The organism is Rhodoligotrophos defluvii, from assembly GCF_005281615.1.
Taxonomy (GTDB): Bacteria; Pseudomonadota; Alphaproteobacteria; order Rhizobiales; family Im1; genus Rhodoligotrophos; species Rhodoligotrophos defluvii.
The window spans coordinates 26,222-51,441 of the sequence record NZ_SZZM01000001.1; the positions used below are offsets into that span (position 1 = coordinate 26,222).

Sequence of the window (25,220 nt, forward strand, 5' to 3'; positions counted from 1 at the left end):
CCTCAATCGGCAGCGCCCTGTTTGAAGCCGCCGACGGATCAAACGGTACCAGTATTCGTCCGGGAAGGCGAGGATATTCGCTGGAATCGCGCACTGCCGTCGGGCGGTTCTGTCCGCGCGGATCTCTCAACGAACCGGCAGGTGCCGGTCTGCATCGTCGCCCATGACGGTTTTAACGGAATTTTGCTTGCTGTCATGTTTCGTGATATGTTTTTCCCACTCGCACGCGATCATGCGTGCTTGTCCTCACTCTGATTGGACAATCTCATGGAATCCCCCGTATGGACGAAACCCGCCCTCGTTGGCGCGGGCGCTGGAGCTGTGGCGGCAATGATCGTCGGGTTCAGCTGGGGCGGCTGGGTCACTGGCGGCACCGCCAGTGAAATGGCTGCAAAGGCATCCCGGAACGCCGGCGAGCAACTGGTCGCTTCGATTTGTGTCGAAGCCTTTGTCGCCGACGCAAACGCCGCCGGCAATCTGGTCTTGCTCAAGGAAGCCAAGACCTACGAGCGAGACAATTTCATCGAGGACGGAGGCTGGATCATCGTTCCGGGCCTTGAGAAGCAGATTACTGGCGCCGCGGACGTCTGTGCGCAGCGGCTCCTGGCTCTGGAAAGCCTGCCGGAAAGGGTGGTCGTGCCCGAAGCATCCACCACCGATACCATGCCCACCAAAGGTTGAACCCGAGCAAGCGCCTCGCGATGCCGCAAACGGCTCCGTTGCGGCGGAGCCCTCGCGTGACCTACCAGATAGTTGGCTGTGTGATGGAACCTTGTCTTGCGGACCGGTGAGGCTTATATGTTGGAAATCGATCTTGTTTGCCGAACTTTGTTTCCGCGCCCCAGGCGCTCTGATGATCTTCCCTCTCAATGTCGACCTACATTGTTCTCCGTGCTCCGTGCACGGCGAACATTCTCTATGACTGATTGAAAGGAAATCGTCATGAACACTGGAACCGTAAAATTCTTCAACGCGACCAAGGGCTTCGGTTTCATCCAGCCTGACGATGGCGCTTCGGACGTTTTTGTCCATATCTCTGCCGTCGAACGCGCCGGCATGCGCACCATCGTGGAAGGCCAGAAGCTGAGCTTCGACGTTGTCCAGGACAGCCGTTCGGGCAAGAGTGCTGCGGATAACCTGCACGTTGCATAAGCATTCGTCTTCGAGACGTGACCACGGATGTACTGGCACGGATCGTCGAGACGAGAGGAGAGGTCGGGCTTCCGCCCGACCTTTTTGCTTTCAACCCTGTCGGAAGGAGACCGACGACATGGCTGTAGCCATAACCAAGGACAATCTGTTCCGGCTTGTGCGGCCGGGCCCGCAGACCAAGGCTGAGATCACGAACAGCACAGCGCGCGCGATCATCCAGGCGGAAGCCGACAGCCGCGAGGCCAAGACCCGAAAGCTGCGGCAGGCCCGTCTGCAAATGAAAGCACGGCAACCGAAGCCTGCGCCGGCCAAAGGCCGCGGCAGAAAGTGGCCGGACGCATGCGCAACCTGGAAATCTGATGAAAAGCAACATTGACGGCGGTGCGGCCGTTGAACCAAAGGGCGCCTCCTGGACTACGGTTCTCGCGCAGTATCGCAAACCCAGTGCGATCCGCAGTACGGTCGAGGTCGCCACAACGGCGCTTCCTTTTGTCGCGCTGTGGGCATTGACGGCGGTGGCTGTTGCAAATGGCTATTGGTGGGGTCTCCTGCTGACGGTCCCTGCGGCCGGCTTTCTGGTCCGCCTCTTCATCCTGCAGCACGATTGCGGCCATGGCGCCCTCTTCGCAAGTCGCGGCATCAACGATTGGACCGGGCGCGTGATCGGCGTCTTCACGCTCACGCCTTACGACTACTGGCGCCGCACCCATGCTGTCCACCACGCCACGGCGGGCAATCTGGACAAGCGCGGGATCGGAGACGTTAATACGCTTACGGTCGGGGAATATCGCGCGCTATCCTGGTGGGGACGCGTACGCTATAGGCTCTATCGCCACCCTGCGGTGATGTTCGGTCTCGGTCCGGCCTGGCTGTTCATCTGCCAGTACAGATTGCCGCTCGGCCTCATGCGGGCCGGTGTTCAGCCATGGGTTTCCACGATCGCCACCAACATCGGCGCGGCTCTTCCGGTGGCTGGCTTGATGTGGTTCATGGGGATCGGTCCCTTCCTCATGGTGCAAGTGCCGATCACCCTGATGGCGGCAACCACCGGCGTCTGGCTCTTCTACATTCAGCACCAGTTCGAGCAGACGCACTGGTCGGACGGCGAGGACTGGAAGTTCCAGGATGCCGCGCTCTACGGTAGCTCGCACTATGATCTTCCGTTCCCGCTTCGCTGGATTACGGGCAATATCGGAATCCACCACGTCCACCATCTGGCTGCGAAAGTGCCGTTCTACCGTCTGCCCGAGGTGCTGCGGGATCATCCCGATTTGCGGCACATCGGCCGCATCACGCTTCTTCAGAGCCTCAGCTGCGTCAAACTCGTGTTGTGGGACGAAAAAGCGAAGCGCCTCGTATCGTTTCGAGAGGCACAGGTGGCCACCTGATCTCCAGCGCGTCCGGCGCGAAGGGACCTCTCCTGGCGTCGCGACGATCCGCCGTGATCCGAACTTCCAATCGGTGCTTCGGTTCCATTATCCGCCCCGATTGTTGCGCGGACTATGACCACGCCTAGTCGACGCAGTCTTCTGTTGCGAGGTGCGGTCGATCAAAATCCGTTGTATCGGATGTCTCTCGAGTTGGCCTGCTGCCCTCTGTAGAACTTGTCATCCAGGGCGATAAGAACTGACCGACATGCGGTTGGCTGTTATGCTTGACCGAACGTCGTCCTGGCGGGAGCCAACACCAGGCTAACGAAGTGCAGGACATGGAAATCCGAGAAATGCGGTCCATCCTATGCCCTTGTCTCAGAAATCGGCACCAGCTCATCCCGAGGTGCTTGGCGCCTGCGGGCGCTCCCTAACAACGATGTTTCGGGTCTGTCATTCGGAGTTCTTGAGGATCCGATCATGAAGCTATTCGAGTGCCAGCACTGCGGCCAGTTGCTTTATTTCGAGAATACCCGGTGTGAGCGCTGCGGGCACGTCCTGGGTTATCTGGCGGAACGATCGATATTGAGTGCCCTGACGGCCGTAGGCGACAGGCGCTGGCGCCCGCTGGCCGTTTCTGACGAGGAGTACCGCTTCTGCGCCAATGCCGACCATGGCGTCTGCAACTGGCTGGTAGCGGCAGATGGTGCGGATGCATTGTGTCGTGCCTGTCGCCTCAACCGGACGATTCCCAATCTCGACACTTCCGGTAACCTCGTGCTCTGGCAGCGTCTGGAGACGGCAAAGCATCGGCTGGTCTATGGTCTGTTGCGGTTCGGACTGCCGCTTTCAGACAGGTTCGAGGATGCCGAGCAGGGCCTTGCATTCGACTTCCTCGCCGGCTCGGGCAGAGCGTTTCAGGAAGGACCGCAGGTGCTCACAGGTCATGCTCACGGGCTGATCACCATCGACATCGCTGAGGCCGACGATGCCGAACGCGAACGCCAGCGCCGCGACATGGCGGAGCCGTACCGAACAGTTCTCGGCCATTTTCGTCATGAAGTGGGTCACTATTATTGGGAGCGCCTTGTCCAGAACGGGGTTTGGCACGAAGCCTTCCGGGAGATGTTCGGCGATGAGCGCCGTAACTATTCCGCAGCCTTGGCTGCGCATTATGCGAACGGCCCGCTGCCCGATTGGCAGGAACGTCATGTAAGTAGCTATGCCGGGTCCCATCCTTGGGAGGACTTCGCCGAAACCTGGGCACATTATCTGCACATTGTGGATACGCTGGAGACTGCGGCTGCATTCGGCCTCCGCGTCCACCCCCGGCTCGGCCGCTACCCCGCAATCGAGATGGATGTCGATTTCGATCCCTATGAGCAGCGTGACTTCAACGCGCTGACAGCAGCATGGTTGCCCTTGGCCTATGCGGTCAACAGTCTCAACCACAGCATGGGGCAGCCCGACCTCTACCCATTCGTGCTGACACCGGCGGTTATGGGAAAGCTGCGCTTCGTCCATGGATTGGTCCACGGGACCGGGGCGGGTGAAGAACTGTCATGACCGATCGAAGCAGCACGGACCTGCCGCACGCAATAGCCGACCGCGTTACCAAGCCGCTCGCGCGGTTTCTGAAGATCGAGGCGGCAGCAGGAGGACTGCTGCTCCTTGCAGTGCTCGTCGCGTTGCTCCTGGCAAACTCACCCTGGTCAGTGCAGTTTCTCAAGTTGTGGGAAACGCCGATCGGCCTTCATTTTGGTTCGCTGGATTTCAGCCGTTCACTGCGGCACTGGATCAACGACGGGTTGATGACGTTTTTCTTCTTCGTGATTTCCCTGGAGCTCAAACGAGAGATTGTGCTCGGTGAATTGCGGAATTTACGAACGGCAGCGCTTCCTTTCGCAGCCGCCCTGGGTGGCATGCTCGTTCCGGTGGCCGTCTATTTAGCGTTGATGAGCGGCCAACAGGGAACGCACGGATGGGGGACCGTCATGGCCACCGACACGGCGTTCGTGATCGGTTGCCTCGCGCTGTTCGGCTCCCGCATCCCGCCGGCCCTGCGCGTGTTTCTGTTGTCTCTGGCGATTTTCGACGACGTCGGGGCAATACTGGTGGTGGCTGTCGGCTACGGCGAAGCGTTGAATTGGCTTGCGCTCGGCCTCGGCCTGCTTGGACTTGGCACAGTTGCAGGCGTTGCCGGACTCGGAATTAGAAGCGTTCCCGTCTATTTCCTGCTGGGAGGCGTAGTATGGCTGTGCTTCGACGTATCCGGCGTGCATGCGACGATCGCCGGTGTTGTTCTCGGCTTGATGACGCCGACGCGCGTATGGGTAAGCGACCAGCGTCTGCGTGCGATCCTCGGGCGCGTGCTCGCCTATCCGGGAGGTGAGCGTTGGAGCGGCGACACCGCGAACCGCCGCGACCTCCGACAGGCGAGCAGGGCGGTCACGGAATCGCTTTCTCCGGTGGAGCGGCTAGAGACGATGCTGCACCCCTGGGTGGGCTTCGCGGTTATGCCTGTCTTCGCCCTGGCCAATGCCGGAGTGGCGATCACTGTCGAGGATATCGGCCAACCTGTTTCACTGGCGATTTTCGCAGGTCTGGCTCTGGGCAAGCCGGTCGGTGTTTTCTGTTTCAGCTGGCTTGCCGTGCGTTTCGGTCTGGTCGACCGGGCATCCAGCTTGAGTTGGCCATTCCTGGCTGCCGGCGCCTTCCTGACAGGCATCGGCTTCACCATGTCTCTGTTCATCGCCGGCCTTGCATATGCCCCAGCAATGCTGGATGCCGCCAAGCTTGGTATTCTTGCCGGATCCGTCTTTTCAGCCGTGGCCGGCCTTGCGACGCTTGCTTGGTTGACCTCGCGAGAACGAGCTACCTGAATGTGAAACAAGTATTCACGGCAAACTCGGCAAGCGGTGGTCTATCGTCGGTATCGGTAACTCCCTTTCGGTCAGATTGAAGTCGCGAACGTCACTTTATCAACAGGCTTGATGACCACCCCCGGCCAGGTGGAAGCGACAACCAATTCTTCACCTCAACCGCCCAAAACTTCCGGCGCGAATAGGCCCAGCACAGGGCGCTGGTCAAGGGCCCCGTATCGCGGTTCGCGCGATAGAGATCGTTGTATCCGCCATACATCGGCTTGCAGGACCCCATGCGATCCGGCGAGGTGCTGATGGATTAATCCACTCGCGAACGCGGGAGAAGCGGAAGAACGCGGCCGGTGGCAACATTCCAAGGCCGGTCATCGCGCACATAGGTCCACAGACGGTCTTTTCGAACTGCCCCAAAGCGGAAGTCTATCTGATCCATTCGAACTCTCACTGATGGTCCAAGCGTGGCCGTCACCATTGCAGGTTCGTTACCCGGGTCAATTTGCTCCCTGTCAATAAAGAGCTTACGGTGACTGCGAGTCGAAGAAGAGGATGCATCGCCTCATTTATCTGGCGTAACCCTATGACGCAGACACCATAACGGGATCGGCCTCATTCGGGTATCGGGTACAATGTCCCAATCACACTGCATAATCCCGGTGGCGCAATTAGTCCGCCATCAACCAACCCGCCATCGTGATCACCAGTGGTTGACAGCATGGGAGAGTGACGATGGCAAATATCGAATTGATCAAAGTTGAGGAGCGGCCTGGTGGCCAGCTTCTATTTAGTGTTCGCGTGACCGCGGTCGCAGGCAAGATGGAATTGCCGATCGCAATCAAGGACCAAGGATCGGTCGCTTCAAATGAAACGACGGTTCTTCAGTCCGCACTTGGTTTTGCCAAAGAACTGGAGGCTTCGATCCGGCTTCGTCTTGGAGTAGAGCAACAGAGTGTTTAGCGGGGAGCCACTGCGTGCCAATCATCTGGCCCCGAACACGATGTGAACGCGATGCGCTGATCGGCCCCACAGACGGATCCAGTGTGAATGTTAGTGCATTGATGGTTCCGGTGCCTGCGCGGGCGGCGTCGCTGGTCTGGGTTGTAGAGCAGCCCGCGGCGAAGGCGGGGATGAAGACCTCCGGTGCGGGCGGCTTGTAGCCGAGCGATCCATGAGGGCGCACAGTATTCTACAACTCGCCGGCACCGCTCGCCATCGGTCATGCCTGATCGTGCTGCACTCGTGAAACGGCGGGCGTCTCGTCCTTGCCGTCTGCTGCGAACGCCTCTTTCCCCTTTCCGGTCCACAGTTCTCGTGCCCGTTCGCCGTCCTCGCTTTTGAGCTTTTCGGCCATCCAGAGCAGAGCGCCGAGGATGGTGGCGCGCTCGTCGCCAGTCAGTTCCACGATGCCCGCCTTGACCACGAGGCCGCCGAGTTCGATCAGGTGCCGCGTGCGCTTCCGGCGCTCGACCTGCCATGTCCGCATGTCATGCCGCGCCCGTGCCGCCTGATGGCGGTAGCGCGCTGCCCGGTTGCGCTGGAGCGCCGCCAGCGTCGCGATCAGATGCAGGAGCAGATCGCCGCGACTTGCTTCGAAAGAAGGCGGCCCCGCGCTTCGCCCACGCCCCCCTCTTTGCGGGGTCTTTTGTTTCCGCCAGCGCGAGCAGCGCCCCAGCCAGTTCGTCGGCGGTGAGATTGTCCGCTCCGGTGGCGATCACCAGTTCGCCGAGTTGCTGCACCTTGCGGGTCTTGAGTGCTTTGGCCTTGTCGTCCAGCGCTTTCAGTTCCGCATCGAAGTCCCGTGGTTTGCGCATTGCGTTCTCCATAAGCTGTTGATGCAGCGATGATAGTTGAGCGTCGAGCACAATGCTGTAAGGTTGCCAGGACGGTCTGGCACGGCCCGGTCCATCCCGAGATTTTTTCGAGGGAGGGCGCGCTTATACGTCGTTCCGACGTGCGCTTCGTCGTGCCAATTCTTGATCGCGATGGCGATCTATCATCTTCACGTCAAGGTCATCGGCCGCAAGGCCGGGTCGAGTGCGGTGGCCTCCGCCGCCTACCGCTCGGCCTCGCGGATGCGCGACGAGCGCATCGACCGCGTGCAGGACTTTTCCGCCAAGCGCGGCGTCGTCCATTCCGAGGTACTGTTGCCTGTTGGGGCTCCAGAACACTGGTCCGACCGCGAACGGCTGTGGAACGATGTCGAGGCGTTCGAGGTCAGGAAGGACGCCCAGCTCGCCCGCGAGGTGGAGTTTGCAATCCCGCGCGAGATGACGCAGGCACAGGGCATCGAACTCGCCCGCGACTTCGCGCAGTCCGAATTTGTCCATCAGGGCATGATCGCCGATTTGAATGTGCATTGGGATTTTGCCGAGGACGGAAGCCCCAAACCCCATGCCCATGTCATGCTCACCATGCGCGAAGTCGATGAAGACGGGTTCGGCAAGAAGCAACGCGACTGGAACCGCACGGAGATGGTCGAGCGGTGGCGCGAACGTTGGGCCGAGCATGTCAACGAGCGGCTTGCCGACCTCGACATTGATGCCCGCATCGATCATCGCAGTCTTGAGGCGCAGGGCATAGACCTGGAGCCGCAAACACAGATCGGCGCACCCGCGCAGCGCAAAGAGGGCGAAGGCATCGAGGTCGCCGACCGTGCCGATATGCACCGCGAGATCGCTCGCAACAATGGCGAGCGCATCATTGCCGATCCATCCGTGGCGCTGGACGCGATCACGCACCAGCAATCGACCTTCACCCGGCGTGACATGGCGATGTTCGCGCACCGGCACAGCGATGGCATCGACCAGTTCAACGAGGTCATGGGCGCGATACGCAATTCGCCCGATCTGGTGGAGTTGGGGCAAAACGGGCGCGGTCAGGATCGTTTCACCACGCGCGACATGATCGAGGCCGAACAGCGCCTGCATCGCGCGGCAGAACTGATGGCCGGGAAGGAATTGCACGAGGTCAGCGACAGAGATCGCGAAGCCGCTTTTGCGCGTGCGGAACAACGCGGACTTGTTCTCTCCCGCGAGCAGGCCGACGCCCTGGCGCATGTCACCGATGGGCGCGATCTCGGCATTGTCGTCGGCTATGCCGGAACGGGAAAGAGCGCCATGCTCGGCGTGGCGCGCGAGGCATGGGAAGCGGCAGGCTACGAGGTGCGCGGCGTTGCCCTTTCCGGTATCGCGGCGGAGAATCTGGAAGGCGGATCGGGCATTGCGTCCCGCACCATCGCCAGCATGGAACATGGCTGGGCGAACGGTCGCGACATGCTCACCAGCCGCGATGTGCTTGTCATCGATGAAGCGGGCATGGTCGGCACGCGGCAGTTGGAGCGTGTTCTATCCCATGCGGCAGAAGTCGGCGCAAAGGTGGTGCTGGTCGGCGATCCGCAGCAGTTGCAATCCATAGAAGCCGGAGCAGCGTTCCGGTCGATCCATGAGCGCCACGGCGGCGTCGAAATCGAGACCGTGCGCCGTCAGCGCGAAGACTGGCAGCAGGATGCAACGCGCGATCTGGCCACCGGCAAAACCCAAGATGCGATTCATGCCTATGACCGTCACGACATGGTGCATGAGGCGCAAACGCGGGAGCAGGCGCGTAACGATCTGATCGAGCGCTGGGACCGCGACCGGCAAGCTTCACCGGTTGCCAGCCGCATCATCCTCACCCACACCAATGCAGAAGTGCGCGAACTCAACCAAGCGGCGCGGGAGAAAATGCGCGGGGCTGGCGATCTGGGCGAGGATGTGCGCCTGACGGTTGAACGCGGCGAACGTCACTTTGCCAGCGGTGACCGTATCATGTTCCTGCAGAACGAGCGCGGCCTTGGCGTCAAGAACGGCACGCTCGGCACTATCGAGGATATCAGCACGCAATCCATGGCCGTTCGCACCGATGACGGGCGCAGCATCGCGTTCGACCTGAAAGACTACGACCGTATCGACCACGGCTATGCGGCCACCATCCACAAATCCCAGGGCATGACGGTTGACCGTATCCATGTTCTGGCCACACCGGGGCTCGATGCCCATTCAAGCTATGTCGCCCTGTCGCGTCACTGCGACGGTATGGATCTGCATTATGGCCGCGACGATTTTGCCAGCCAGGACAGGCTCATCTCCACCCTGTCGCGCGACCGATCCAAGGACATGGCGAGCGACTACCAGCAGCAGATCGACCCGGCTCACAGCTTTGCCGAACGGCGCGGTATCAACTTTGCCACCCGTGCCGCCGAGATCGAACGCCAACAGATGCTGGAAACTGCCCGAGACAGAATCGGCGACATCGTCTTCGACACGCGCACGGCCGGTGATGGCACAGACCGACCGGAAAGGGCGGCGGTCGGTCAGGGATTGACACAGGAGATCGAGGCGGTGGCGCACGAAGCCGGGATCGATCTGGAAGACGCTATGCGCCACGCCCGCAGAATGGCGCTCATCCGTCACGCCCAGGCCGTCAGCAGAATCTATGCAACCGAGGACGCATGCCACAAGGTCAGCCGCGAGCAATGGAATGAACTGGTTGAAGCCCGCACGACATTCGATGAAGTGCGCCCCTTCGGTTCAAGGGATGCGGAGGAAGCCTATTCCCGGGATGCCAGGCTTTCCCACGAGGCGGCATCGGGCAAAGTCAACCGTGCCATCCGCGCCTTCCAGCTCGAAACCGAAATCCGCACCGATCCGCAGCGGCGTGCGGATCGCTTTGTCGAACGCTGGCAGAAACTCAGCCGGGCCAGCGAGCGCCAATATGCGGCGGGTGATTATTCCGGCTACAGGTCCACGCGGGCGGAGATGGGCAACATGGTTGCGGGCCTCGAACGCGACCCGCAGATGGAATCCCTGCTCGCCAACCGCAGGCGCGAACTGGGCATCCCCTTCGACAGGGGGCTGGGTATCGGCGGCGATCTGGCCCTCAGTCATGGTCTCGGCAGGGGAAGAGGGCTGGGCATCGGAATGTAGCCACACGCTGCTCCGCCTATTCGCGGTGCGCGGAATGGCTGGCCAGGATTTGGAACCGGAAGGTTCGGAACAATCCTTTGTCGCTTCCCGAGATGGGGCCGGACCTGAACCGGGCAGTCAAGGCCGCAGCCGCTTCGCGGTGGCGCGTTCCGCGCCAGCCTAGACAGCCCGCTTCACGGCCCGGCAAAGCGTGAGGAAGCAGCAAAGGCTTGGTGGGAGCGCCGGCGCTCCCTTGTGCAAGTGGTCGCCTATATTGCGGTTGATTCCAGGACAGTAGAAGCCGAGCCCGAATCACCCTGTGCCTCAACCGGAGCTGGCCTTCATCAATAATATGCGTCTATGGCGGGCCGAGTATCGGATACGACAACTATCCTATTTACCGCCGGTTGCACGCCATAGCCCTACGACGGCTAAATGTCTGTTGCACAATGGCAACTCGTTGCTCTGACTGGTCCCTGCAATTGTCAGAACCGATCAGCAGGAGGCAATGCAGCCATGCGTCAACCAGATCGTATCGTCCGCATGAACACCGTGCTTGCTCGTACCGGCCTGTCGAAGTCCACCATCTACCGCAAGATGGCCGAGGGTACGTTCCCCGCTCAATTCAAGATCAGCACCAAGAGCGCCGGATGGCGCGAATCCGACATCGACCGCTGGGTTGCCAATCCGGTCAGGTGGCGACCGGAGGAAGAGGTCGGCGATGGGCGATGAAGGAAGGCATCGGGGTAGAGAGGCTCAGGCCAACGACAATGATCCGCCCGATGGAGATGCCAGCAACGAAAACAATGTCGCCGCTCGGCTCGACGCGGTGGTGATGTCCATCGCCCGTCTGATCGGCAGGCGCATGGCGCGGGAACATTTCGAAGCGTTACAGGCTGCCAATGACAATACGCCGCCAGCCAGCAACGGGACCGCGCGAGACACAGACGATAAGGATTGACCAGCGGGATATTGCCAATATCCGTGCCATCCTTCGTTGGATGGGGTGGCAACTGGTAATCCATTGCGTAAGTAATTGACATCTTATGAGATGTCTCTATCATGCTTTCCATGAGACTGGTTCTGGACACCAACGTGATCGTGGCGGCGTTCCGCAGCCGCAACGGGGCAAGCAACCTGCTCTTGCGGCTGATTGATCGCGGTGCGGTGACGCCGCTTTGCTCGACGGCGCTGTTTCTCGAATATGAAGCAGTGTTGAGCCGGGAGGAAACCCGGCAGGTGACAGGCCATAGACTGGAAGATGTGGCTTCGGTGATGAGCGCGCTTGCTGCCGTGTCCGAGGGCGTTGACATCTCGTTTCGGACGCGACCGATGCTGTCTGATGTCGCCGATGAAATGGTGTTGGAAGCCGCATTGAACGGACAGGCCGAGGCCATAGTGACGCACAACGTTAAGGATTTCCGCCCGGCGCTCAAGCTGGGCGTCACCATTGCAACACCGGGAGAGATCGTCAGGAGGCTGAACCCATGACGCAGACCCAACGCTACAAATACCCGCTGCAACTGCCGCAGTCGCTCAAGGAGACGGCGGCGCGTTTGGCACAAGAGGATGGCGTGTCGCTCAATCAATGGATCGTGTCGGCGGTCGCGCAGAAGATTGGTGCGGTGGAAACCGCCGCTGATTTTCTCAAGGTGCGCGCAGGCACGGCTAAGCGGGGTGATCTGACAAGACTTTTAGACCGGGCACCGGACGTGCCGCCGACACCGGAGGATGCAATCTGATTTGCGTAGCAGCCTTGCCCCACCGCAAGGAGTGAGGGCGAAGCAGGAAAAAAATTGACTGAACGGAAACTCGCCCATGACCCGCGCAGCATTTTATGCCCGTTATTCGTCGGACAACCAGCGGGAAGCCTCGATTGAGGATCAATTGCGGCTATGCCGTGAGCGCGCGGAGCGCGAGGGATGGCAGGCCGTAGCAAATTATACCGACGCTGCAATTTCCGGTTCCAGCATGATCCTCCGTCCGGGGATCAAAACCCTCCTCGCGGATGCTCAGGCTGGGCGGTTCGACGTTGTTCTGGCCGAAGCCCTCGACAGGCTATCCCGTGACCAGGAAGACATCGCTGCATTATTCAAGCGGCTTCGCTTCGCCGGTGTTCGCATCGTTACCCTGTCAGAAGGAACGGTGGATGAGCTGCATGTCGGCTTGAAAGGCACCATGAACGCTCTCTTCCTTCGTGACCTGGCTGCCAAGATCAGGCGTGGCCAGTCCGGCCGTGTCATCAGCGGATATTCCGCCGGGGGCCTGTCCTACGGATATCGTGTGGTCAAGAAGCTCGACGAACGAGGGGAGCCTATCCGAGGCCTCCGCGAAGTGGATGAGGAACAGGCTGGTGTAATCCGGCGCATCTTCCAGGAGTTTGCCTCAGGACGTTCCGCCCGGACCATCGCTGCCAGCCTTAACCGCGACGGCATTCCCTCTCCATTCGGTCGAGAATGGGGAGTCTCTACGATCAACGGCAATCTTAAACGTCGCAGCGGCATACTCTACAACGAGGCCTATATCGGGCTTCTGATCTTTAATCGCGTTCAGATGGTCAAGGACCCGGAAACCGGCAAGCGCATCTCCCGCCCGAACCCGTCAGAACAGTGGCAAGTGGTGGAGGCTCCTCACCTGCGCATCGTCAGCGACGAGCTATGGAACGCCGTCCAGGCACGCAAGAAGCTCTACGGTGGAACCCGGCTTCATAAACGCCGAAGGCCGAAGCATATGTTCTCCGGTCTTGTGCGGTGCGGTTGCTGTGGCGCTGCCTACACCATCAAGTCCCAGGATCAGCTTGCCTGCACAGCGCATAGGGAACGCGGGACTTGCTCGAACAACCGAACTGTCCGTGTGCCTGACCTCGAACGCCGCGTGCTCGAAGGCATCAAGCAGCGACTACTCGCTCCCGATGCAGTTGCCGAATTTCTCGCTGAGTATCATGCCGAAAGGAAGCGCCTGAACGCGAAGATGCGACATGATCGGCAGCAGATTGGCACGCGGCTTGCCAATCTCGAAAGGCAAATCGCGAATATCATCGACGCGATTGCCGACGGTGTCGCAACGACAGGCATGAAGTCGCGCCTGATCGAGATGGAGGCAGAGAAGGGGCGCCTTGCCGCCGATCTGGCAGCGATCTCGGATGCCAGCGATGTCGTGGAATTGCATCCAGCTTCGATTGAGGTTTACCGCCGCAGAATCGCCGAATTGCAGGAGGCGCTGCACTCCAGCGAAGATGATCGCCGGGCGGCGGTCAACGCCATTCGTTCACTTGTTACCAGCATCGAGGTGATACCGCGCGAAGAACGTGGAAAATTTGACCTGACCGTCAACGGCGCACTGGCAGAACTGCTAAACCTGCCTCGCAGAAAACCGGGCGAACTCCCAAACACTGCAATGGTGGTAGCGGAGGAGGGACTTGAACCCCCGACACGCGGATTATGATTCCGCTGCTCTAACCAGCTGAGCTACTCCGCCCCGGCGGGCGACAGGTTTCTCGCACGCGCGGTGGATATAAGGGGGCGTCGTCTCGCAAGTCAAGACAAGAGCCGAACTTGGCTGTCCGCGACAGCCGCCGCCAGCCATCCGCTGGCGCGTCGAGCGGCGTCCCCCTCAGGCCGGCACGTCCCTTACTTGCACCCGGCCCGAAGCGTGCACGGCATTCATTCCAGACTTCGGCATCAGCATGCCGGCACCCGGCTCCGTCTTGGCGAAGCGCAGCATGGTGAACAGCCCGAGAGGCTGCAGCGGCCGCTCGGCGACCAGCCGCAGATCGTCGCATACCAGGATCGTGTTCAGTGGAAATTCCGGCCGCCAGCCCAGCGCCTCGGCGAAGCGCGCCATGCCCCTTTCCAAGAGGCCGCGCAGCCCGTGCTCCTGGCTGAAGTGGTTGACGATGATGACCTCGCCGCCCAGCTTGCACACGCGAGAGAGCTCGCGCATGACCTTCTCGGGATCCGGCACCACCGTCATCACATACATGGCCACCACGACGTCGAAGGTGCCGTCCTCGAAGGCGAGGTCGGCCGCATCCATCTCGCGGAGCGCCTCCACATTATCGAGACCCTCTTCCTTCACCCGCGCCTGCGCCCTGGCCAACATCTCAGGCGAAAGGTCAACGCCGGTTATTTTCAGGTCGCGCTTGTAGCGCGGCAGCGAAATGCCCGTCCCGACCCCAACCTCGAGAACCCGGCCGCTGCGCCGGTTGATGAAATCAACCGTCCGTGCACGGCCATAATCCGCAATCAAACCGAAGGTCAGGTCGTAGATCGGCGCCCAGCGCGCATAAGCACGGCGGACAGCGTCCTCCTTCATGTCGACCAACTTGTTCGCGACCAAAGGCTGCTCCTTCTCTGCACCGCTCCTCACCGGATGCGGCTTACCTCACGCAGGCGCGCTCTCCCGAGTTCTGCCCGACTTGGCGTATTTGTCTAGAATTTCCTTTGCGGCGGCTTCGATCCACCCTCCTCCGAGAATTCTCATGCTCGAAGCCAAAGGCTGGTAAAAGACACAGGCTTGACCTGGGGATACGCCGAATTCCTCATCTTCCAAGCGAATCTCGACCCTGCCGTCGCGCATCCGCAGGCGCGCCGGCACCGGAGGCCTGGTCGAGCGAATGCGCACCGACAGGGGCCGTTCCGCCGCACAGGCCGCTTCCAGCGATTCGTCTCCCAACCAGTTCACCTCGCGGAGGGCAAGCCGGTCGCACGCCAGGGCCTCCCTCGGCCCGACCACGACCGTCTGTCGCGCCCGGTCGAGCGATACGACATAGAGCGGCTCAGCCCCAGAGACATTGAGCCCGCGCCGCTGACCGATCGTGTAGTGGATAATCCCCTGGTGGCGCCCGAGGATCCGTCCATCCACGTGAACGATGTCGCCGGGCTGCAGGGCTTCCGGCCGGAGCCGCTCGATGACGGAAACATAGCGGCCGTCGGGCACGAAGCAGATGTCCTGGCTGTCCGGCTTTGCGGCCACCGGCAGGCCGAAATGCTCGGCCAAGGCACGCACCTCGGCTTTGCGCAGGCCGCCCAAGGGAAAGCGCAGGAAATCGAGCTGCGCCTGGGCGGTGGTGAAGAGGAAGTAGCTCTGATCACGCTCGCCATCCACCGCGGTCAGCATATCGCGACGGCCCGAGCCATCGGTCCTCGCCGCGCTGGCGATGTAATGGCCGGTGGCCATGGCACTCGCGCCGAGATCCCGCGCAAAGCCGAGCAGGTCGCTGAACTTCACCTGCTGATTACAGCGGATGCAGGGCACCGGCGTCTCTCCCGCCAGATAGCTGTCGGCGAACTCCTCCATGACGCTCGCCCGGAAGCGCGCCTCGTAGTCGAGAACATAGTGCGGGATGCCGAGCCGGTCCGCCACGGCGCGCGCATCGTGTATATCGCGCCCCGCACAGCAGCTGCGCGCCCGCCCCACCGCCGCTCCATGATCATAGAGCTGCAGGGTGATGCCGATCACATCGAGCCCGAGATGCTTGGCGAGCGCGGCAACGACGGAACTGTCGACACCGCCGGACATCGCCACGACGACACGAGCGCCGCTCGGCAGGTCAAAGCCCGCCATAGCCGCTCGCGTCGCATGCTCGACCAGTGACCCGTCCGCCATCCCGCCTCCGGTTAGGGCCTTACCAACAAAATACACGGATATATGGCGGAGCCGTGGCCAGGCTGCAACCTCGATAGTCGCGGATATAGAAATCGGGCCGCACCTTCTCGCCTGGCGCAGTCCGCGCGTTCTGGTCGTGCAAGAAATCGTTAATATTTGGGCTCCATGTGCAGATCTGAAACAGAATTCGACGCCCGTTTTCGAATTGTTTGCTAATCTTTAGCCCTTTTTTAAAGAGGACAATCTACCGTCCCTTTACAGAGGGGTGACGGCCACCACAGAGGCCGCGCCGTTGTCGTGGTTGTGTGCAGGTATTGGTAAATGGTTGGTCCCATGCGTTCGCGGGTCAGTTATGTGATCGGACCCGATGGCAGTCCACTCACCATTGCGGATCTCCCGCCACCGAATACACGACGTTGGGTGATCCGGCGCAAAGCCGAGGTCGTGGCTGCCGTTCGCGGCGGCCTTCTGAGCATCGAGGATGCCTGCAACCGCTATCGTCTCACGGTCGAGGAATTCCTGAGCTGGCAACGATCCATCGACCGCCACGGTCTGCCGGGCTTGCGGGCAACACGCATCCAGCAATATCGCGGCTGACCTCGCGGGCCGCAGCTCCCCCACCCGTCAATCTCGCTTGCTTTATTGAAAAGTCCATAGCGAGGCCGCCCCCACTCTTGGGCGCGCGGTTCGACCAAGTCACATCATCACCGCGCTCCTTGCCGGACGCGCCGAATTTGCTCCCGCCTCATGGAACAGGTGCAAACGTTCGATCAAGCTGCTGATTTGCTGAAAAGATCGGCTCGCCGACAAGGCGGGAAGGCTTGCGGCATGGCCGCCATTGCCAAGGTGCTGTCGAAGCGTTGCTCGCTTCGTGGCACCGTCATCTGGGAAGCCGGTTCTGCGCGGCGCTCTGTGGGGTCCTACTGGGTAGGCCCGCCCCTGTCATGAGCGGATGACGGCTTACCGGATGGCGGCGGTCTAAGGGTCGTTTTGCTCAACGGCGGCCTTGGTCAACGGCGCAATTCAACCCGGCGTGCCTCTTCGCGGCCACCATGCTGACGGCGCATGTCGCCGTCCTTCTCGATCAGCAGTTCCAGCTTGCGCAGCTCCGCCAGCTCCTGGTCGAGGCTCTCTTTGGCCTCCTTGAGCTGCTCACGCAGATCCTCGATGGACTTGTTGAGGTTCTCGCGGCGGATCATCGCCGCACGCGCCGCTGTGGGATAGTTGAAATGGTTGGGATCGCTGACCCCTGTGCGCTCTTCTTCCGCCTTGATCTGGTAGGCCAGCTCCAGCTGCTTGCGCTCGAAATCCGCGATCATCATTTCGAGGTCTGCGGCTTGCACGCGTTTCTCTTCGACCCGAAACCTCTGCAGTCGTACAATCCCATCTCGTGAACGCATTTCATACCCCGTTACAAACTCATCGGCTTCGCCACGCGGCAGCCAGCCGGCGGCGACGCCGATGATGCGTACTCCTCGTGCTCCCCCACCAGATACTCTTCATCTCAATGCGAGAATCGCGTATGGAGAAGAGTCTCGGTCGATCTTGATCTTGATCCAGAGCGCTTAAGGCTCGGTAAATCGGGGGAGATTTGCGAATCATCCGGATCGACGGCGACGCCGCGGCTCGTTCAATCGGGTTTCTTTGCAGATAAATGGCCGCCCAGTCGGGAGTTTGTGATGCACTTCGAGAGCAGTTTTGCTACCGCCCAGTGGCTCCCGGCATCCTTAGACTTTGTTAACCACTTATCGCGTAACTTAACCATCGGCGTTAACCGGTAGGTTAGAAGCGCTTTGGAACGATATCCGGAGCGCCAACCCGTCTCGGGCAAGGTTGAGAGGGGAATCGAATGAGAGTCCTTCTGATCGAGGACGATACTGCAACAGCGCAGAGCATCGAGCTGATGCTGAAGTCGGAAGGCTTCAACGTCTACACCACCGATCTCGGCGAGGAAGGTGTCGATCTCGGCAAATTGTATGACTACGATATTATTTTGCTTGATCTCAACCTGCCGGACATGAGCGGTTACGAAGTGCTCAAGTCCTTGCGGGTAAGCCGGGTCAATACTCCGATCTTGATCCTGTCGGGCCTTGCAGGCATCGAAGACAAGGTTCGCGGACTTGGGATCGGCGCTGACGATTACATGACGAAGCCGTTCCACAAGGATGAGCTTGTCGCGCGGATTCACGCGGTCGTCCGGCGGTCCAAGGGGCATGCGCAATCGGTCATCCAGACCGGCGACCTGCGCGTGAACCTCGATACCAAGACCGTGGAGGTGAACGGCCAGCGCGTGCATCTGACCGGCAAGGAATACCAGATGCTGGAGCTGCTCAGCCTGCGCAAGGGAACCACGCTGACCAAGGAGATGTTCCTGAACCATCTCTATGGCGGCATGGACGAGCCGGAGCTGAAGATCATCGACGTGTTCGTCTGCAAGCTGCGCAAGAAACTGGCAGCGGCAACGGGTGGCCGCCATCACATCGAAACGGTGTGGGGACGCGGCTATGTCCTTCGCGATCCGGTGAACGACGAAGCCGACACGCGCGCTTCCGCCTGACGGCCGTCAGCACACCAGAGCATCGCATTCTGGCAGGGAGCGCGGGGGCGCTCGCCTGCCAGATGCTCTTCCGGCGCCCCTATAACCCATGGCGTGATCCCGAAAGTGGGGACCGGGCTTTCGGGAAAGATCATCCTCAAGCAAAGGATTAGGCGGGATGGCGATTCAAAGACAAGTCATCCCGCTCTAAGGCTCGGCTCCAAGCTTCGCGTCGGCGACGGTCTCCCGATCCCGCGAGCGGTCAGGGCGCGCTGTGACCATAAAGGTCGTGCCCTCGAGCCGCATGTCGAGCGAGCAGCCGATCTCCTCCGCGATGCGCATGGCGTAGTAGACCTGCACGAGGCGGGGGTCGATCTCCTCGACCGGCACTTCGCCTTGAAACAGACGCAGCGGCTTCTCCGGCAGCTTGGCGCCCTCCCCTTCCGCAATGGCCGCGAATTCGTCGCCATCAAGCCGGACCGTCACCTGGCCGCCCCGCGGAATGCCCAAGAGCGCCACCATGAGCAGGTTCAGCAGCAGCTTCGCTTCTGCCTTGGGCCGCGTTTCCCGTGGCGCATCCCAGGCGAGCTTCACCTTCTCCTCGCCAATGAAGCCGCGGGCAACCTCTTCCGCCTCCGTTAGATCGAGATAGGCGCCGGCCGAGCCGGACGCGCCGAAGGCCATGCGACAGAACCGAAGCTTGGCGCTGGCGGTTTTGGCCGAGCGGCGGATGAGGTCCAGCGCGATTTCCTTCATCGCCTCATCGTCCTCGTCATCGAGGACTTCGAGCCCGTTGGTGATCGCCCCGACCGGAGAAATGATGTCGTGACACACCCGACTGCACAGGAGCGCCGCCAGGTCCAGGTCACTCAGCAATGGCTTGTCGGACATCGCATTTCCTTCCGAGCGTCAGAATCAAGGGCTTGCGTCTGCTTCCCCTGATACACGGCACCTTGCCTCATGCCAACCCAAGCGGGCACCCCTGCTGGCAATGCTTGACCAATGCCGCCGTTTTCGCACCGTCACGCTTTTCCCCGGCCAAGCAGTGCCGCTCCGCCGGAAAATGCTTTAGAGACAACGAGGACGTCATCCGAAGGGATCCACCAGTTCATGTTTGCAGCACCCTGCTCCTCTCCGCGCGATCTGCCGCTTTTCGCGCAACTGGTTCCGCTCGCGCTAGAGGCCGGCCGGGCGATCATGGCGATCTACCAAGCCGGACTCGAAGTGTCCGTGAAAGCCGATCAATCCCCTGTCACGGAGGCCGACGAAACGGCCGAGCGCATTATTCTGGCCGGCCTGGCCGAGACACTCCCGGGACTGCCGGTGATTGCGGAAGAAGCCATGGCGGCCGGGCACTGCCCCGACACCGGAGACCGTTTCATCCTGGTGGATCCGCTTGACGGCACAAAGGAATTCATCAGCGGCAACGGCGAGTTCACGGTCAACATCGCGCTGATCGAGCACGGACGCCCGCGTGCTGGGGTCGTCTATGCGCCTGCAACGCAGTGGCTGTGCTATGGGGAATCGGGCGCTGGCGCATGGCAAGCCGCAATCGCGGCGAACGAGCCGCTCGATCGGGCAGACCTGCGGCCCATCCACACCCGGGGACGGCCCCCGCAGGGCCTGACCGTGGTCGCAAGCCGGAGCCATCGCGATGCGGAGACGGATGCGTTCCTCGCGCAGCAGCCGGTCAGCCGGTTGGTCTCGGCCGGGTCATCTCTCAAATTCTGCCTTGTCGCATCGGGTGATGCGGACCTTTATCCGCGCTTCGGCCGCACCATGGAGTGGGACGTAGCGGCAGGACATGCGGTGCTCGAGGCGGCAGGCGGATCGGTCGTCACGGTGGACGGGGCGCCCTTGACCTATGGCAAGCGGGAGCGGGGCTTTGCCAATCCGGGGTTCATCGCCCGGGGCTGGCCAGCCTTTCCAATCAATTAACGGTTTGGAAGGCCCCCCGGAGTTACACTTCGGTAATGATGCCCGCCTGGGGCTCGGCGGAGCATTCGCGTCTCAACATCGCCAAAGACGTCGGGAATATGGCGCGTGAGATGGCAGACTGGCAACGGAGGTGGGCGGTTGACCGGGTCGGGGGAACTGCAGCAGCCGGGCTGAACGCGGGCAATCGGTCAGAGATGCCGGTTCCGGGGAGGCAGGCGCAGTTGGAGCCTGAGTGGGAACATCATGATGAAGTCGTTTCGCAAGAGCGTTAGATCCAACATCGTGGCCGCGTTCTATGGGGTTGTGCTCGGCCTTTTGGCCGCGGCGGTGACCCCGGCCCCGGCCATCTCGCAGACCGCAGGGCAAAATCCTGCAGGCCAGCACTACAGCTCCCGGGAAATCATTGATGCCGGGCACCAGTTCTTTGGCACCACCACGGCAGGGTTCGCCGACGTGATCGAACGTGTCTTCGCCGATTCCGGCCAACCCGCCGCCTATATCGTTGGCCAGGAGGCGGCCGGGGCCTTCTTCGGCGGGCTGCGCTATGGCGAAGGCACGATGTATTTCAAGAACGGCGGCAGCTACAAGGTCTACTGGCAGGGGCCGTCGATTGGTTTCGATTTCGGCGGCAATGGGTCGCGCGTGATGACGCTGGTGTACAACATCGCCTCGCCGAACCAGATCTACAACCGGTTCATCGGCGTTGAGGGATCTGCCTACATCATCGGCGGCTTCGGCGTGAACTACCAGCAAAACCAGAACATCCGCCTTGCGCCGATCCGCACCGGGGTGGGCGCGCGGCTGGGTGCCAATGTGGGCTATCTCAAGTACACGCCTGAGCCCACGTGGAACCCGTTCTGATGTGCGTGCGTAATGTGAACGAGAGCAGCATTCTCATAACGGGTTCGACGCGATAAGCTTGCCTGGACGTGCATAGGGGTTTAATTGCTGCCGGCGAGTTCGCGACGAGAGCGGAAATCTCAATGCCCGAGCTGTCTCCGTCAGCCGACGGAACGCTCGTGAGCCGGGAAAGAGAGCGCAGATCTTGATGGTCTATCTCGAGTCGATCATGTTGATCGCTCTGGGGTTTGTCCTCGCAAGCCTCATCGCGCTGTTCATGCTGCGCCTCGTCTGGCATCACGGCGAGCGGGTGGGGCGGCGCCGGGTTCAGCAGCAGTTTCCGACCACCAGCGAAGAGCTGCGGGCGGATCGGGCCAGGCTGCGCGCCGAGAATGCCATGCTGGTTCGGCGGCACGAGATGCGCATCCAAGACTACAAGTTGCTGCTCCATGAGCGGCATCGCGATTTTGCGGATGCGCGGGCACAGATCGAGACGCTCACGCAGGAGCTTCGCCAGCGGGAAGACCAGATTACCAAGCTGCGCGCCGGCCGCAGCCCGCTTGAAGAAGAGCTCGCGGAACGTACCGCCGCCCTACAGGCGCTGCAGCGGAGCGCGCGGGAATACCTGGATCAGATCCAGCGGCTGTCTCGGGAACTTGAAGCCGCACACGAGACGATCCGAGACCGCGACAGGCAGATCGACCAGCTGGAGCAAAAGCTGGCAGACGTGCCGGCCGCCTCGGCTGGGGACGTGCCGGCCGCCTCGGCGGCGGTCCTTCCCTTCGCGAAGGCGAACGGCAGCGGCGAGCCTCATCATCTTCCCACCGGGCCGAGTGATCAAAAGCCCGACGTGGTGCCTGCAATCCTCTCGCTTCGGGAAGAACCGGAGGAGCATGGGGTGCAAGGCAAGCCCATCGCGGCGAAGAAGACCGCAAATGGCGAGCAGAGCGCCGAGGCCGCTGCGGGCCGGGAGCCTCATGGTGCGGAGTTGACCGGGTCAGGGGAAGCCAAGGCAGAATCCTCTGCAACGGAGCCCCTTTCGCCGCTGCCCAATGCCGCCGCACGCGAAAAGAACGGGGCGGCCCCCGCGGATAGCGTCGACGCTTCCGAGCCAAAGCTCGAAGATGCCGTGGCAGCTGAGGGCCGCAACCCGCTCGGCAAACTGCGTGCGGCCAAGAAGCGCCGGTCGGGCCGCGGGGCGGCCCCCGCCGCCCGGGACTCCAACGTCGCCAAGCTGGTTCAATAGCGCCTCTCTCGAAGCAACCATTCATCGCCTGTGGCGTTTTGTGGGTCGCGGATGGAGGGCGGTAGGCCTTGGAGGCGTCGAAGGCGAAGAGATCTGGCGGTCCGGCAGTCCACGGTGCTCTGGACCTGCCTGCCGTAACTGTCGAGAGCTATAATCTCGAGATCAAGGACGGGGATGCGTTCATTGGCGATCACGTGAGCGGACGGGCATTTCGCGCCCAGCTCGACGAGGCGCGCCGGGCGATCGCCAAGCACGGCAAGGACCCGCTAGGGGACGAGCCGAGCATCGCCTTGAGCAAGAAGACGCTCGACAAGATGGTGACCGAGGGGGACCCGAAGGCCGCGAGCATCATTATCGGCACGATATCCGAGTTCGGCGAAAACCTGGCCCATGTGGTGCGTCGGTTCCGGCGCCGGAAGGACTGGCGCAAAGTCACTGCGATCGTGGTGGGTGGCGGGCTGCGCCAGAGCCGGGTCGGGGAGCTCATCATCGGGCGCGCCGCCATGATCCTGCAGAGCGAAGGCGAACCGGTCGATCTCATGCCGATCGCCCAGCACCCGGACAAGGCGGGGCTGATCGGGGCCGTTCAGCTTGCGCCGCGCTGGATGTTCGAGGGGTTCGACAGCATATTGGCGGTCGACGTGGGCGGCTCCAACATCCGTTGCGGGCTCGTGACCCTGAACCGGAAGAAAGCCGCGGATCTTTCGGAGGCCAAGGTGCACCATCTGGAGCTTTGGCGGCATGCAAATGACGATCCGAGCCGGGACGAGGCTGTGGACCGCATGATCGCCATGCTGAAGTCGCTGATCAAGCTGGCCGAGCGGGAGAAACAGAAATTGGCGCCGGTCATCGGCATCGGCTGTCCGGGCGTGATCACGCCGGAAGGAAGGATCGAGCGGGGCGGACAGAACCTGCCCGGCAATTGGGAAGCGGGCCGCTTCAACCTACCCGAGATCGTCCAGGCGGCCATTCCCACCATCGGCGAGCACCCGCCCTATGTCATCATGCACAATGACGCGGTAATCCAGGGGCTAAGCCAGGCCCCGTTCCTGCGCGATGCCAAGCACTGGGGCGTGCTGACCATGGGAACGGGCCTGGGAAATGCCGCATTCACGACAAAGGAGGCCAACGGCGAGAAGGATTGAGCTGCGCGCCGAGACCTCCGTTACGCACCGAGCTTGAAGCGCCGCTCGATTTCACGCTCGGCGCTGTCCGTCAACACGTCGCCATTGAGGTGAAGCATGCGCGCGATTTCACGATCCGCCTGGCGCTGGCGGCTGGTCAGGATCGCTTGATACACGCGGCGCAAGAACCTGAGCGCCGCAGACTTTTCCCTTTCGCGAGAAACGGGAAAAGCGGTTGAAGCTGCTGATTTCATCGGTCTCGTCCTCGGTGTCCGATCTCACATTTACTGCTCCCTATATAGGCTAGATGTTGCAATGCAGCATTATGGAATCGCAGCAATGGTGCCATGCACAATACGCATGCCTTTCCAAATAGTGTTGAAATTGTCACGGCTTGTAGATCAATTCGCCAAAAGCCGCTCGTCTTTGCATAAAAATTAACCAGATAATCTGAATGCGCCGCACAAAACGAAACCAGAAATCCTCGCGAAAGCATATCGGTGCTTTGCTGCGATGGCGGATCGAGAGCGCCGGAACGCTTGTGCCCCTCACCTCGTTTCTCGCAAAGCGGGAGACGTTGACAGGCACTGGCGGGCCGTCAAATCATGGCTGACGACAGGTGCCGCGGTGTGCTCTCGGGCGGTCACGACCGCCGGCGGCAGGCGCTTCGGAGGGTGAAGGCATCATGACACGCGACAGGGATCGGCAAGAGAAGATCAGACAACGTGCCTACGCGATCTGGGAAGCGGAAGGCCGCCCCCACAACCGGGACAGGGAGCACTGGCTCCAGGCCGAAAACGAGGTCATGGGCCATGCCGGCGCACGGAGCGCCACCCGCAGGCCCAGCAAGTCGCCTGGCGAGGAGGCAAGCGCCGCAACCGGCCGGTCAGGCGCCGCCCGGCCCGCAACCAAGAGACCCGATGTGAGCGCGAAGGCCAAGGCTACTCCGGCGACAACCAAGCGGAAGGCCAGCCCCGCAGAAGCCAGCCCCGCGAACACCGCGCCATCCGCGGCCAAAGGTTCGAGCTCGCGAGGCAAGGCCAAGCCGGCCGCGGCCGGCGCGGCTCCTGAGAAACCCAGCGGCCGTAACAGCCGCAGATCCACGCAACCTCCGTCAGGAGGCTGATGCCGCCGCGGTGCAGCACGCCCCTTGCGCGATGCACCGGATGGCACTATCAGCGACGATTTGAGCGTGGTCGACGCGCATTGCCTTTCCGCGCCTGCTTGCCCGAGCCTTCGGCCGGATCAGCACGAGGACATCATGGCTTGGGTTTACCTGGTCGTCGCCGGACTGTTCGAAGTGGTCTGGGCCTTTTCGATGAAGGCATCCGAAGGCTTCACCAAGCCTCTGCAGACGACCGTCACCCTCATTACCATGGTGATCAGCTTCGGGTTGCTGGCCATCGCCATGCGGTCCCTGCCCCTGGGCACCGCATATGCTACCTGGACCGGTATCGGCGCTATCGGCGCCTTCATCGTCGGGGTCATCGTGCTGGGAGAGGAAGCCAGCTTGTTGCGGCTGGCTAGCGCCGGGCTGATCCTCGCCGGCATTGTGGGCCTCAAGATCAGCGCGGACAGCTGAAAA

General features: G+C 61.6%; 28 protein-coding genes, 1 tRNA gene and 3 pseudogenes. 21 read left to right on the top strand and 11 right to left on the bottom strand.

The features are described 5' to 3' along the window. Positions 1-330 precede the first annotated feature (330 nt). The 6 genes from E4P09_RS00120 (at position 331) to nhaA (ending at position 5,404) form a co-directional block, all read left to right on the top strand. Positions 331-681: a hypothetical protein gene (locus E4P09_RS00120; RefSeq protein WP_137387582.1), complete on the top strand. Its 351-nt coding sequence runs from the start codon at positions 331-333 to the stop codon at positions 679-681. Between the two features lie 261 nt (positions 682-942). Then, a complete protein-coding gene (locus E4P09_RS00125) occupies positions 943-1,152 on the top strand; it encodes a cold-shock protein (protein WP_137387583.1) in 210 nt (69 codons plus the stop codon). A 118-nt stretch (positions 1,153-1,270) separates the two neighbouring features. Further along, the gene (locus E4P09_RS00130) at positions 1,271-1,528 is read left to right on the top strand and encodes a hypothetical protein (RefSeq protein WP_137387584.1); all 258 of its coding nucleotides are present in this window, start codon (positions 1,271-1,273) and stop codon (positions 1,526-1,528) included. Further along, positions 1,512-2,540 (top strand): fatty acid desaturase, encoded by a 1,029-nt coding sequence (locus E4P09_RS00135; protein ID WP_137387585.1) that lies wholly within the window; start codon positions 1,512-1,514, stop codon positions 2,538-2,540. Before E4P09_RS00130 ends, E4P09_RS00135 begins: the two co-directional genes overlap by 17 nt. 462 nt (positions 2,541-3,002) lie before the next feature. Then, positions 3,003-4,088, top strand: a complete 1,086-nt coding sequence (locus E4P09_RS00140) for a zinc-binding metallopeptidase family protein (protein ID WP_137387586.1) — start codon at positions 3,003-3,005, stop codon at positions 4,086-4,088. Then, the gene (gene nhaA, locus E4P09_RS00145; protein WP_137387587.1) at positions 4,085-5,404 is read left to right on the top strand and encodes a Na+/H+ antiporter NhaA; all 1,320 of its coding nucleotides are present in this window, start codon (positions 4,085-4,087) and stop codon (positions 5,402-5,404) included. Before E4P09_RS00140 ends, nhaA begins: the two co-directional genes overlap by 4 nt. A gap of 163 nt (positions 5,405-5,567) precedes the next feature. Here the strand turns inward: nhaA and E4P09_RS26370 are convergent. After that, positions 5,568-5,813: pseudogene (locus E4P09_RS26370) on the bottom strand (IS66 family transposase); the annotation flags it as partial. 317 nt (positions 5,814-6,130) lie between these two features. Between E4P09_RS26370 and E4P09_RS00155 the strand changes: the two are divergent. After that, positions 6,131-6,358, top strand: coding sequence for a hypothetical protein (locus tag E4P09_RS00155; RefSeq protein ID WP_137387588.1), 228 nt, complete (start codon positions 6,131-6,133; stop codon positions 6,356-6,358). Positions 6,359-6,448: 90 nt separating this feature from the next. Here the strand turns inward: E4P09_RS00155 and E4P09_RS26825 are convergent. The 3 genes and pseudogenes from E4P09_RS26825 to E4P09_RS00165 all read right to left on the bottom strand — a co-directional run. Beyond that, a pseudogene (locus tag E4P09_RS26825) lies at positions 6,449-6,587 on the bottom strand (IS3 family transposase); the annotation flags it as partial. Between the two features lie 30 nt (positions 6,588-6,617). Continuing rightward, complete coding sequence (locus tag E4P09_RS00160; protein WP_137387589.1) at positions 6,618-6,884, bottom strand: conjugal transfer protein TraD; 267 nt, start codon at positions 6,882-6,884, stop codon at positions 6,618-6,620. A 1-nt stretch (position 6,885) separates the two neighbouring features. After that, the gene (locus tag E4P09_RS00165) at positions 6,886-7,212 is read right to left on the bottom strand and encodes a conjugal transfer protein TraD (protein WP_170984143.1); all 327 of its coding nucleotides are present in this window, start codon (positions 7,210-7,212) and stop codon (positions 6,886-6,888) included. Between the two features lie 171 nt (positions 7,213-7,383). Between E4P09_RS00165 and traA the strand changes: the two genes are divergently transcribed. The 6 genes and pseudogenes from traA to E4P09_RS26375 all read left to right on the top strand — a co-directional run. Further along, positions 7,384-10,365 carry a Ti-type conjugative transfer relaxase TraA gene (gene traA / locus E4P09_RS00170; protein ID WP_137389164.1) on the top strand — a complete coding sequence of 994 codons (2,982 nt, stop codon included), beginning with the start codon at positions 7,384-7,386 and terminating at the stop codon, positions 10,363-10,365. Between the two features lie 495 nt (positions 10,366-10,860). Further along, on the top strand, positions 10,861-11,076 hold the full coding sequence (locus E4P09_RS00175) for a helix-turn-helix transcriptional regulator (RefSeq protein ID WP_137387591.1): 216 nt from the start codon (positions 10,861-10,863) through the stop codon (positions 11,074-11,076). Further along, positions 11,066-11,305 (top strand): hypothetical protein, encoded by a 240-nt coding sequence (locus E4P09_RS00180; RefSeq protein WP_137387592.1) that lies wholly within the window; start codon positions 11,066-11,068, stop codon positions 11,303-11,305. The genes E4P09_RS00175 and E4P09_RS00180 overlap by 11 nt, the downstream gene beginning before the upstream one ends. Before the next feature lie 110 nt (positions 11,306-11,415). Continuing rightward, complete coding sequence (locus E4P09_RS00185) at positions 11,416-11,835, top strand: putative toxin-antitoxin system toxin component, PIN family (RefSeq protein WP_137389165.1); 420 nt, start codon at positions 11,416-11,418, stop codon at positions 11,833-11,835. Beyond that, a complete protein-coding gene (locus tag E4P09_RS00190; protein ID WP_137387593.1) occupies positions 11,832-12,086 on the top strand; it encodes a toxin-antitoxin system HicB family antitoxin in 255 nt (84 codons plus the stop codon). The genes E4P09_RS00185 and E4P09_RS00190 overlap by 4 nt, the downstream gene beginning before the upstream one ends. Before the next feature lie 76 nt (positions 12,087-12,162). Further along, positions 12,163-13,221, top strand: a pseudogene (locus E4P09_RS26375) (recombinase family protein); the annotation flags it as partial. Positions 13,222-13,242: 21 nt separating this feature from the next. On the opposite strand, the gene E4P09_RS26380 reads toward E4P09_RS26375, so the two are convergent. The 4 genes from E4P09_RS26380 to mnmA all read right to left on the bottom strand — a co-directional run bounded on the left by E4P09_RS26380 (position 13,243) and on the right by mnmA (position 15,951). Then, on the bottom strand, positions 13,243-13,569 hold the full coding sequence (locus E4P09_RS26380) for a hypothetical protein (RefSeq protein ID WP_239024973.1): 327 nt from the start codon (positions 13,567-13,569) through the stop codon (positions 13,243-13,245). A gap of 175 nt (positions 13,570-13,744) precedes the next feature. Then, positions 13,745-13,821 (bottom strand) — tRNA-Met (locus E4P09_RS00200). Positions 13,822-13,956: 135 nt separating this feature from the next. After that, a complete protein-coding gene (locus E4P09_RS00205) occupies positions 13,957-14,682 on the bottom strand; it encodes a class I SAM-dependent methyltransferase (RefSeq protein ID WP_338048969.1) in 726 nt (241 codons plus the stop codon). 45 nt (positions 14,683-14,727) lie between these two features. Next, a complete protein-coding gene (gene mnmA / locus E4P09_RS00210; protein WP_170984144.1) occupies positions 14,728-15,951 on the bottom strand; it encodes a tRNA 2-thiouridine(34) synthase MnmA in 1,224 nt (407 codons plus the stop codon). A 321-nt stretch (positions 15,952-16,272) separates the two neighbouring features. Here mnmA and sciP point away from each other — a divergent pair, with 321 nt between their 5' ends. Further along, entirely contained in the window at positions 16,273-16,548 is a 276-nt protein-coding gene (gene sciP / locus E4P09_RS00215; RefSeq protein WP_137387594.1) for a CtrA inhibitor SciP, read from the top strand. A 413-nt stretch (positions 16,549-16,961) separates the two neighbouring features. On the opposite strand, the gene E4P09_RS00220 is transcribed toward sciP, so the two are convergent. Further along, on the bottom strand, positions 16,962-17,294 hold the full coding sequence (locus E4P09_RS00220) for a flagellar export protein FliJ (RefSeq protein WP_205041979.1): 333 nt from the start codon (positions 17,292-17,294) through the stop codon (positions 16,962-16,964). 506 nt (positions 17,295-17,800) lie between these two features. Here E4P09_RS00220 and ctrA point away from each other — a divergent pair. After that, positions 17,801-18,508 carry a response regulator transcription factor CtrA gene (gene ctrA, locus E4P09_RS00225; RefSeq protein ID WP_137387596.1) on the top strand — a complete coding sequence of 236 codons (708 nt, stop codon included), beginning with the start codon at positions 17,801-17,803 and terminating at the stop codon, positions 18,506-18,508. Between the two features lie 186 nt (positions 18,509-18,694). On the opposite strand, the gene chpT is transcribed toward ctrA, so the two are convergent. Continuing rightward, on the bottom strand, positions 18,695-19,378 hold the full coding sequence (chpT, locus tag E4P09_RS00230; protein ID WP_137387597.1) for a histidine phosphotransferase ChpT: 684 nt from the start codon (positions 19,376-19,378) through the stop codon (positions 18,695-18,697). Positions 19,379-19,597: 219 nt separating this feature from the next. On the opposite strand from chpT, the gene cysQ reads away from it, so the two are divergent. The 4 genes from cysQ (at position 19,598) to E4P09_RS00250 (ending at position 23,656) form a co-directional block, all read left to right on the top strand. Continuing rightward, a complete protein-coding gene (cysQ, locus tag E4P09_RS00235; RefSeq protein ID WP_137387598.1) occupies positions 19,598-20,425 on the top strand; it encodes a 3'(2'),5'-bisphosphate nucleotidase CysQ in 828 nt (275 codons plus the stop codon). Positions 20,426-20,671: 246 nt separating this feature from the next. Then, positions 20,672-21,286: a DUF1134 domain-containing protein gene (locus E4P09_RS00240; protein ID WP_205042051.1), complete on the top strand. Its 615-nt coding sequence runs from the start codon at positions 20,672-20,674 to the stop codon at positions 21,284-21,286. Between the two features lie 187 nt (positions 21,287-21,473). Continuing rightward, complete coding sequence (locus E4P09_RS00245) at positions 21,474-22,511, top strand: hypothetical protein (protein WP_137387600.1); 1,038 nt, start codon at positions 21,474-21,476, stop codon at positions 22,509-22,511. 68 nt (positions 22,512-22,579) lie between these two features. Next, entirely contained in the window at positions 22,580-23,656 is a 1,077-nt protein-coding gene (locus tag E4P09_RS00250) for an ROK family protein (RefSeq protein ID WP_137387601.1), read from the top strand. A gap of 20 nt (positions 23,657-23,676) precedes the next feature. Here the strand turns inward: E4P09_RS00250 and E4P09_RS00255 are convergent, their stop codons facing one another. Then, positions 23,677-23,889: a hypothetical protein gene (locus tag E4P09_RS00255; protein WP_137387602.1), complete on the bottom strand. Its 213-nt coding sequence runs from the start codon at positions 23,887-23,889 to the stop codon at positions 23,677-23,679. 431 nt (positions 23,890-24,320) lie between these two features. On the opposite strand from E4P09_RS00255, the gene E4P09_RS00260 reads away from it, so the two are divergent. Continuing rightward, positions 24,321-24,761 carry a DUF2934 domain-containing protein gene (locus E4P09_RS00260; RefSeq protein WP_137387603.1) on the top strand — a complete coding sequence of 147 codons (441 nt, stop codon included), beginning with the start codon at positions 24,321-24,323 and terminating at the stop codon, positions 24,759-24,761. A 135-nt stretch (positions 24,762-24,896) separates the two neighbouring features. Further along, positions 24,897-25,217: a quaternary ammonium compound efflux SMR transporter SugE gene (gene sugE / locus E4P09_RS00265; RefSeq protein WP_137387604.1), complete on the top strand. Its 321-nt coding sequence runs from the start codon at positions 24,897-24,899 to the stop codon at positions 25,215-25,217. Positions 25,218-25,220: the final 3 nt, after the last annotated feature.

Excerpts from the sequence above, each read along its gene's own strand:
- E4P09_RS00130 (WP_137387584.1), top strand. The coding sequence starts at position 1,271 with ATGGCTGTAGCCATAACCAAGGACAATCTGTTCCGGCTTGTGCGGCCG.
- E4P09_RS00165 (WP_170984143.1), bottom strand. The coding sequence starts at position 7,212 with ATGCGCAAACCACGGGACTTCGATGCGGAACTGAAAGCGCTGGACGAC.
- traA (WP_137389164.1), top strand. The coding sequence starts at position 7,384 with ATGGCGATCTATCATCTTCACGTCAAGGTCATCGGCCGCAAGGCCGGG.
- nhaA (WP_137387587.1), top strand. The coding sequence starts at position 4,085 with ATGACCGATCGAAGCAGCACGGACCTGCCGCACGCAATAGCCGACCGC.
- E4P09_RS00255 (WP_137387602.1), bottom strand. The coding sequence starts at position 23,889 with ATGAAATCAGCAGCTTCAACCGCTTTTCCCGTTTCTCGCGAAAGGGAA.
- E4P09_RS00185 (WP_137389165.1), top strand. The coding sequence starts at position 11,416 with ATGAGACTGGTTCTGGACACCAACGTGATCGTGGCGGCGTTCCGCAGC.
- E4P09_RS00120 (WP_137387582.1), top strand. The coding sequence starts at position 331 with ATGATCGTCGGGTTCAGCTGGGGCGGCTGGGTCACTGGCGGCACCGCC.
- E4P09_RS00155 (WP_137387588.1), top strand. The coding sequence starts at position 6,131 with ATGGCAAATATCGAATTGATCAAAGTTGAGGAGCGGCCTGGTGGCCAG.
- cysQ (WP_137387598.1), top strand. The coding sequence starts at position 19,598 with ATGTTTGCAGCACCCTGCTCCTCTCCGCGCGATCTGCCGCTTTTCGCG.
- E4P09_RS00245 (WP_137387600.1), top strand. The coding sequence starts at position 21,474 with ATGGTCTATCTCGAGTCGATCATGTTGATCGCTCTGGGGTTTGTCCTC.
- E4P09_RS00190 (WP_137387593.1), top strand. The coding sequence starts at position 11,832 with ATGACGCAGACCCAACGCTACAAATACCCGCTGCAACTGCCGCAGTCG.
- E4P09_RS00125 (WP_137387583.1), top strand. The coding sequence starts at position 943 with ATGAACACTGGAACCGTAAAATTCTTCAACGCGACCAAGGGCTTCGGT.
- ctrA (WP_137387596.1), top strand. The coding sequence starts at position 17,801 with ATGAGAGTCCTTCTGATCGAGGACGATACTGCAACAGCGCAGAGCATC.
- E4P09_RS00175 (WP_137387591.1), top strand. The coding sequence starts at position 10,861 with ATGCGTCAACCAGATCGTATCGTCCGCATGAACACCGTGCTTGCTCGT.
- E4P09_RS00135 (WP_137387585.1), top strand. The coding sequence starts at position 1,512 with ATGAAAAGCAACATTGACGGCGGTGCGGCCGTTGAACCAAAGGGCGCC.
- E4P09_RS00180 (WP_137387592.1), top strand. The coding sequence starts at position 11,066 with ATGGGCGATGAAGGAAGGCATCGGGGTAGAGAGGCTCAGGCCAACGAC.
- chpT (WP_137387597.1), bottom strand. The coding sequence starts at position 19,378 with ATGTCCGACAAGCCATTGCTGAGTGACCTGGACCTGGCGGCGCTCCTG.
- mnmA (WP_170984144.1), bottom strand. The coding sequence starts at position 15,951 with ATGGCGGACGGGTCACTGGTCGAGCATGCGACGCGAGCGGCTATGGCG.
- E4P09_RS00240 (WP_205042051.1), top strand. The coding sequence starts at position 20,672 with ATGAAGTCGTTTCGCAAGAGCGTTAGATCCAACATCGTGGCCGCGTTC.
- E4P09_RS00160 (WP_137387589.1), bottom strand. The coding sequence starts at position 6,884 with ATGCGGACATGGCAGGTCGAGCGCCGGAAGCGCACGCGGCACCTGATC.
- sciP (WP_137387594.1), top strand. The coding sequence starts at position 16,273 with ATGGTTGGTCCCATGCGTTCGCGGGTCAGTTATGTGATCGGACCCGAT.
- E4P09_RS00140 (WP_137387586.1), top strand. The coding sequence starts at position 3,003 with ATGAAGCTATTCGAGTGCCAGCACTGCGGCCAGTTGCTTTATTTCGAG.
- sugE (WP_137387604.1), top strand. The coding sequence starts at position 24,897 with ATGGCTTGGGTTTACCTGGTCGTCGCCGGACTGTTCGAAGTGGTCTGG.
- E4P09_RS00260 (WP_137387603.1), top strand. The coding sequence starts at position 24,321 with ATGACACGCGACAGGGATCGGCAAGAGAAGATCAGACAACGTGCCTAC.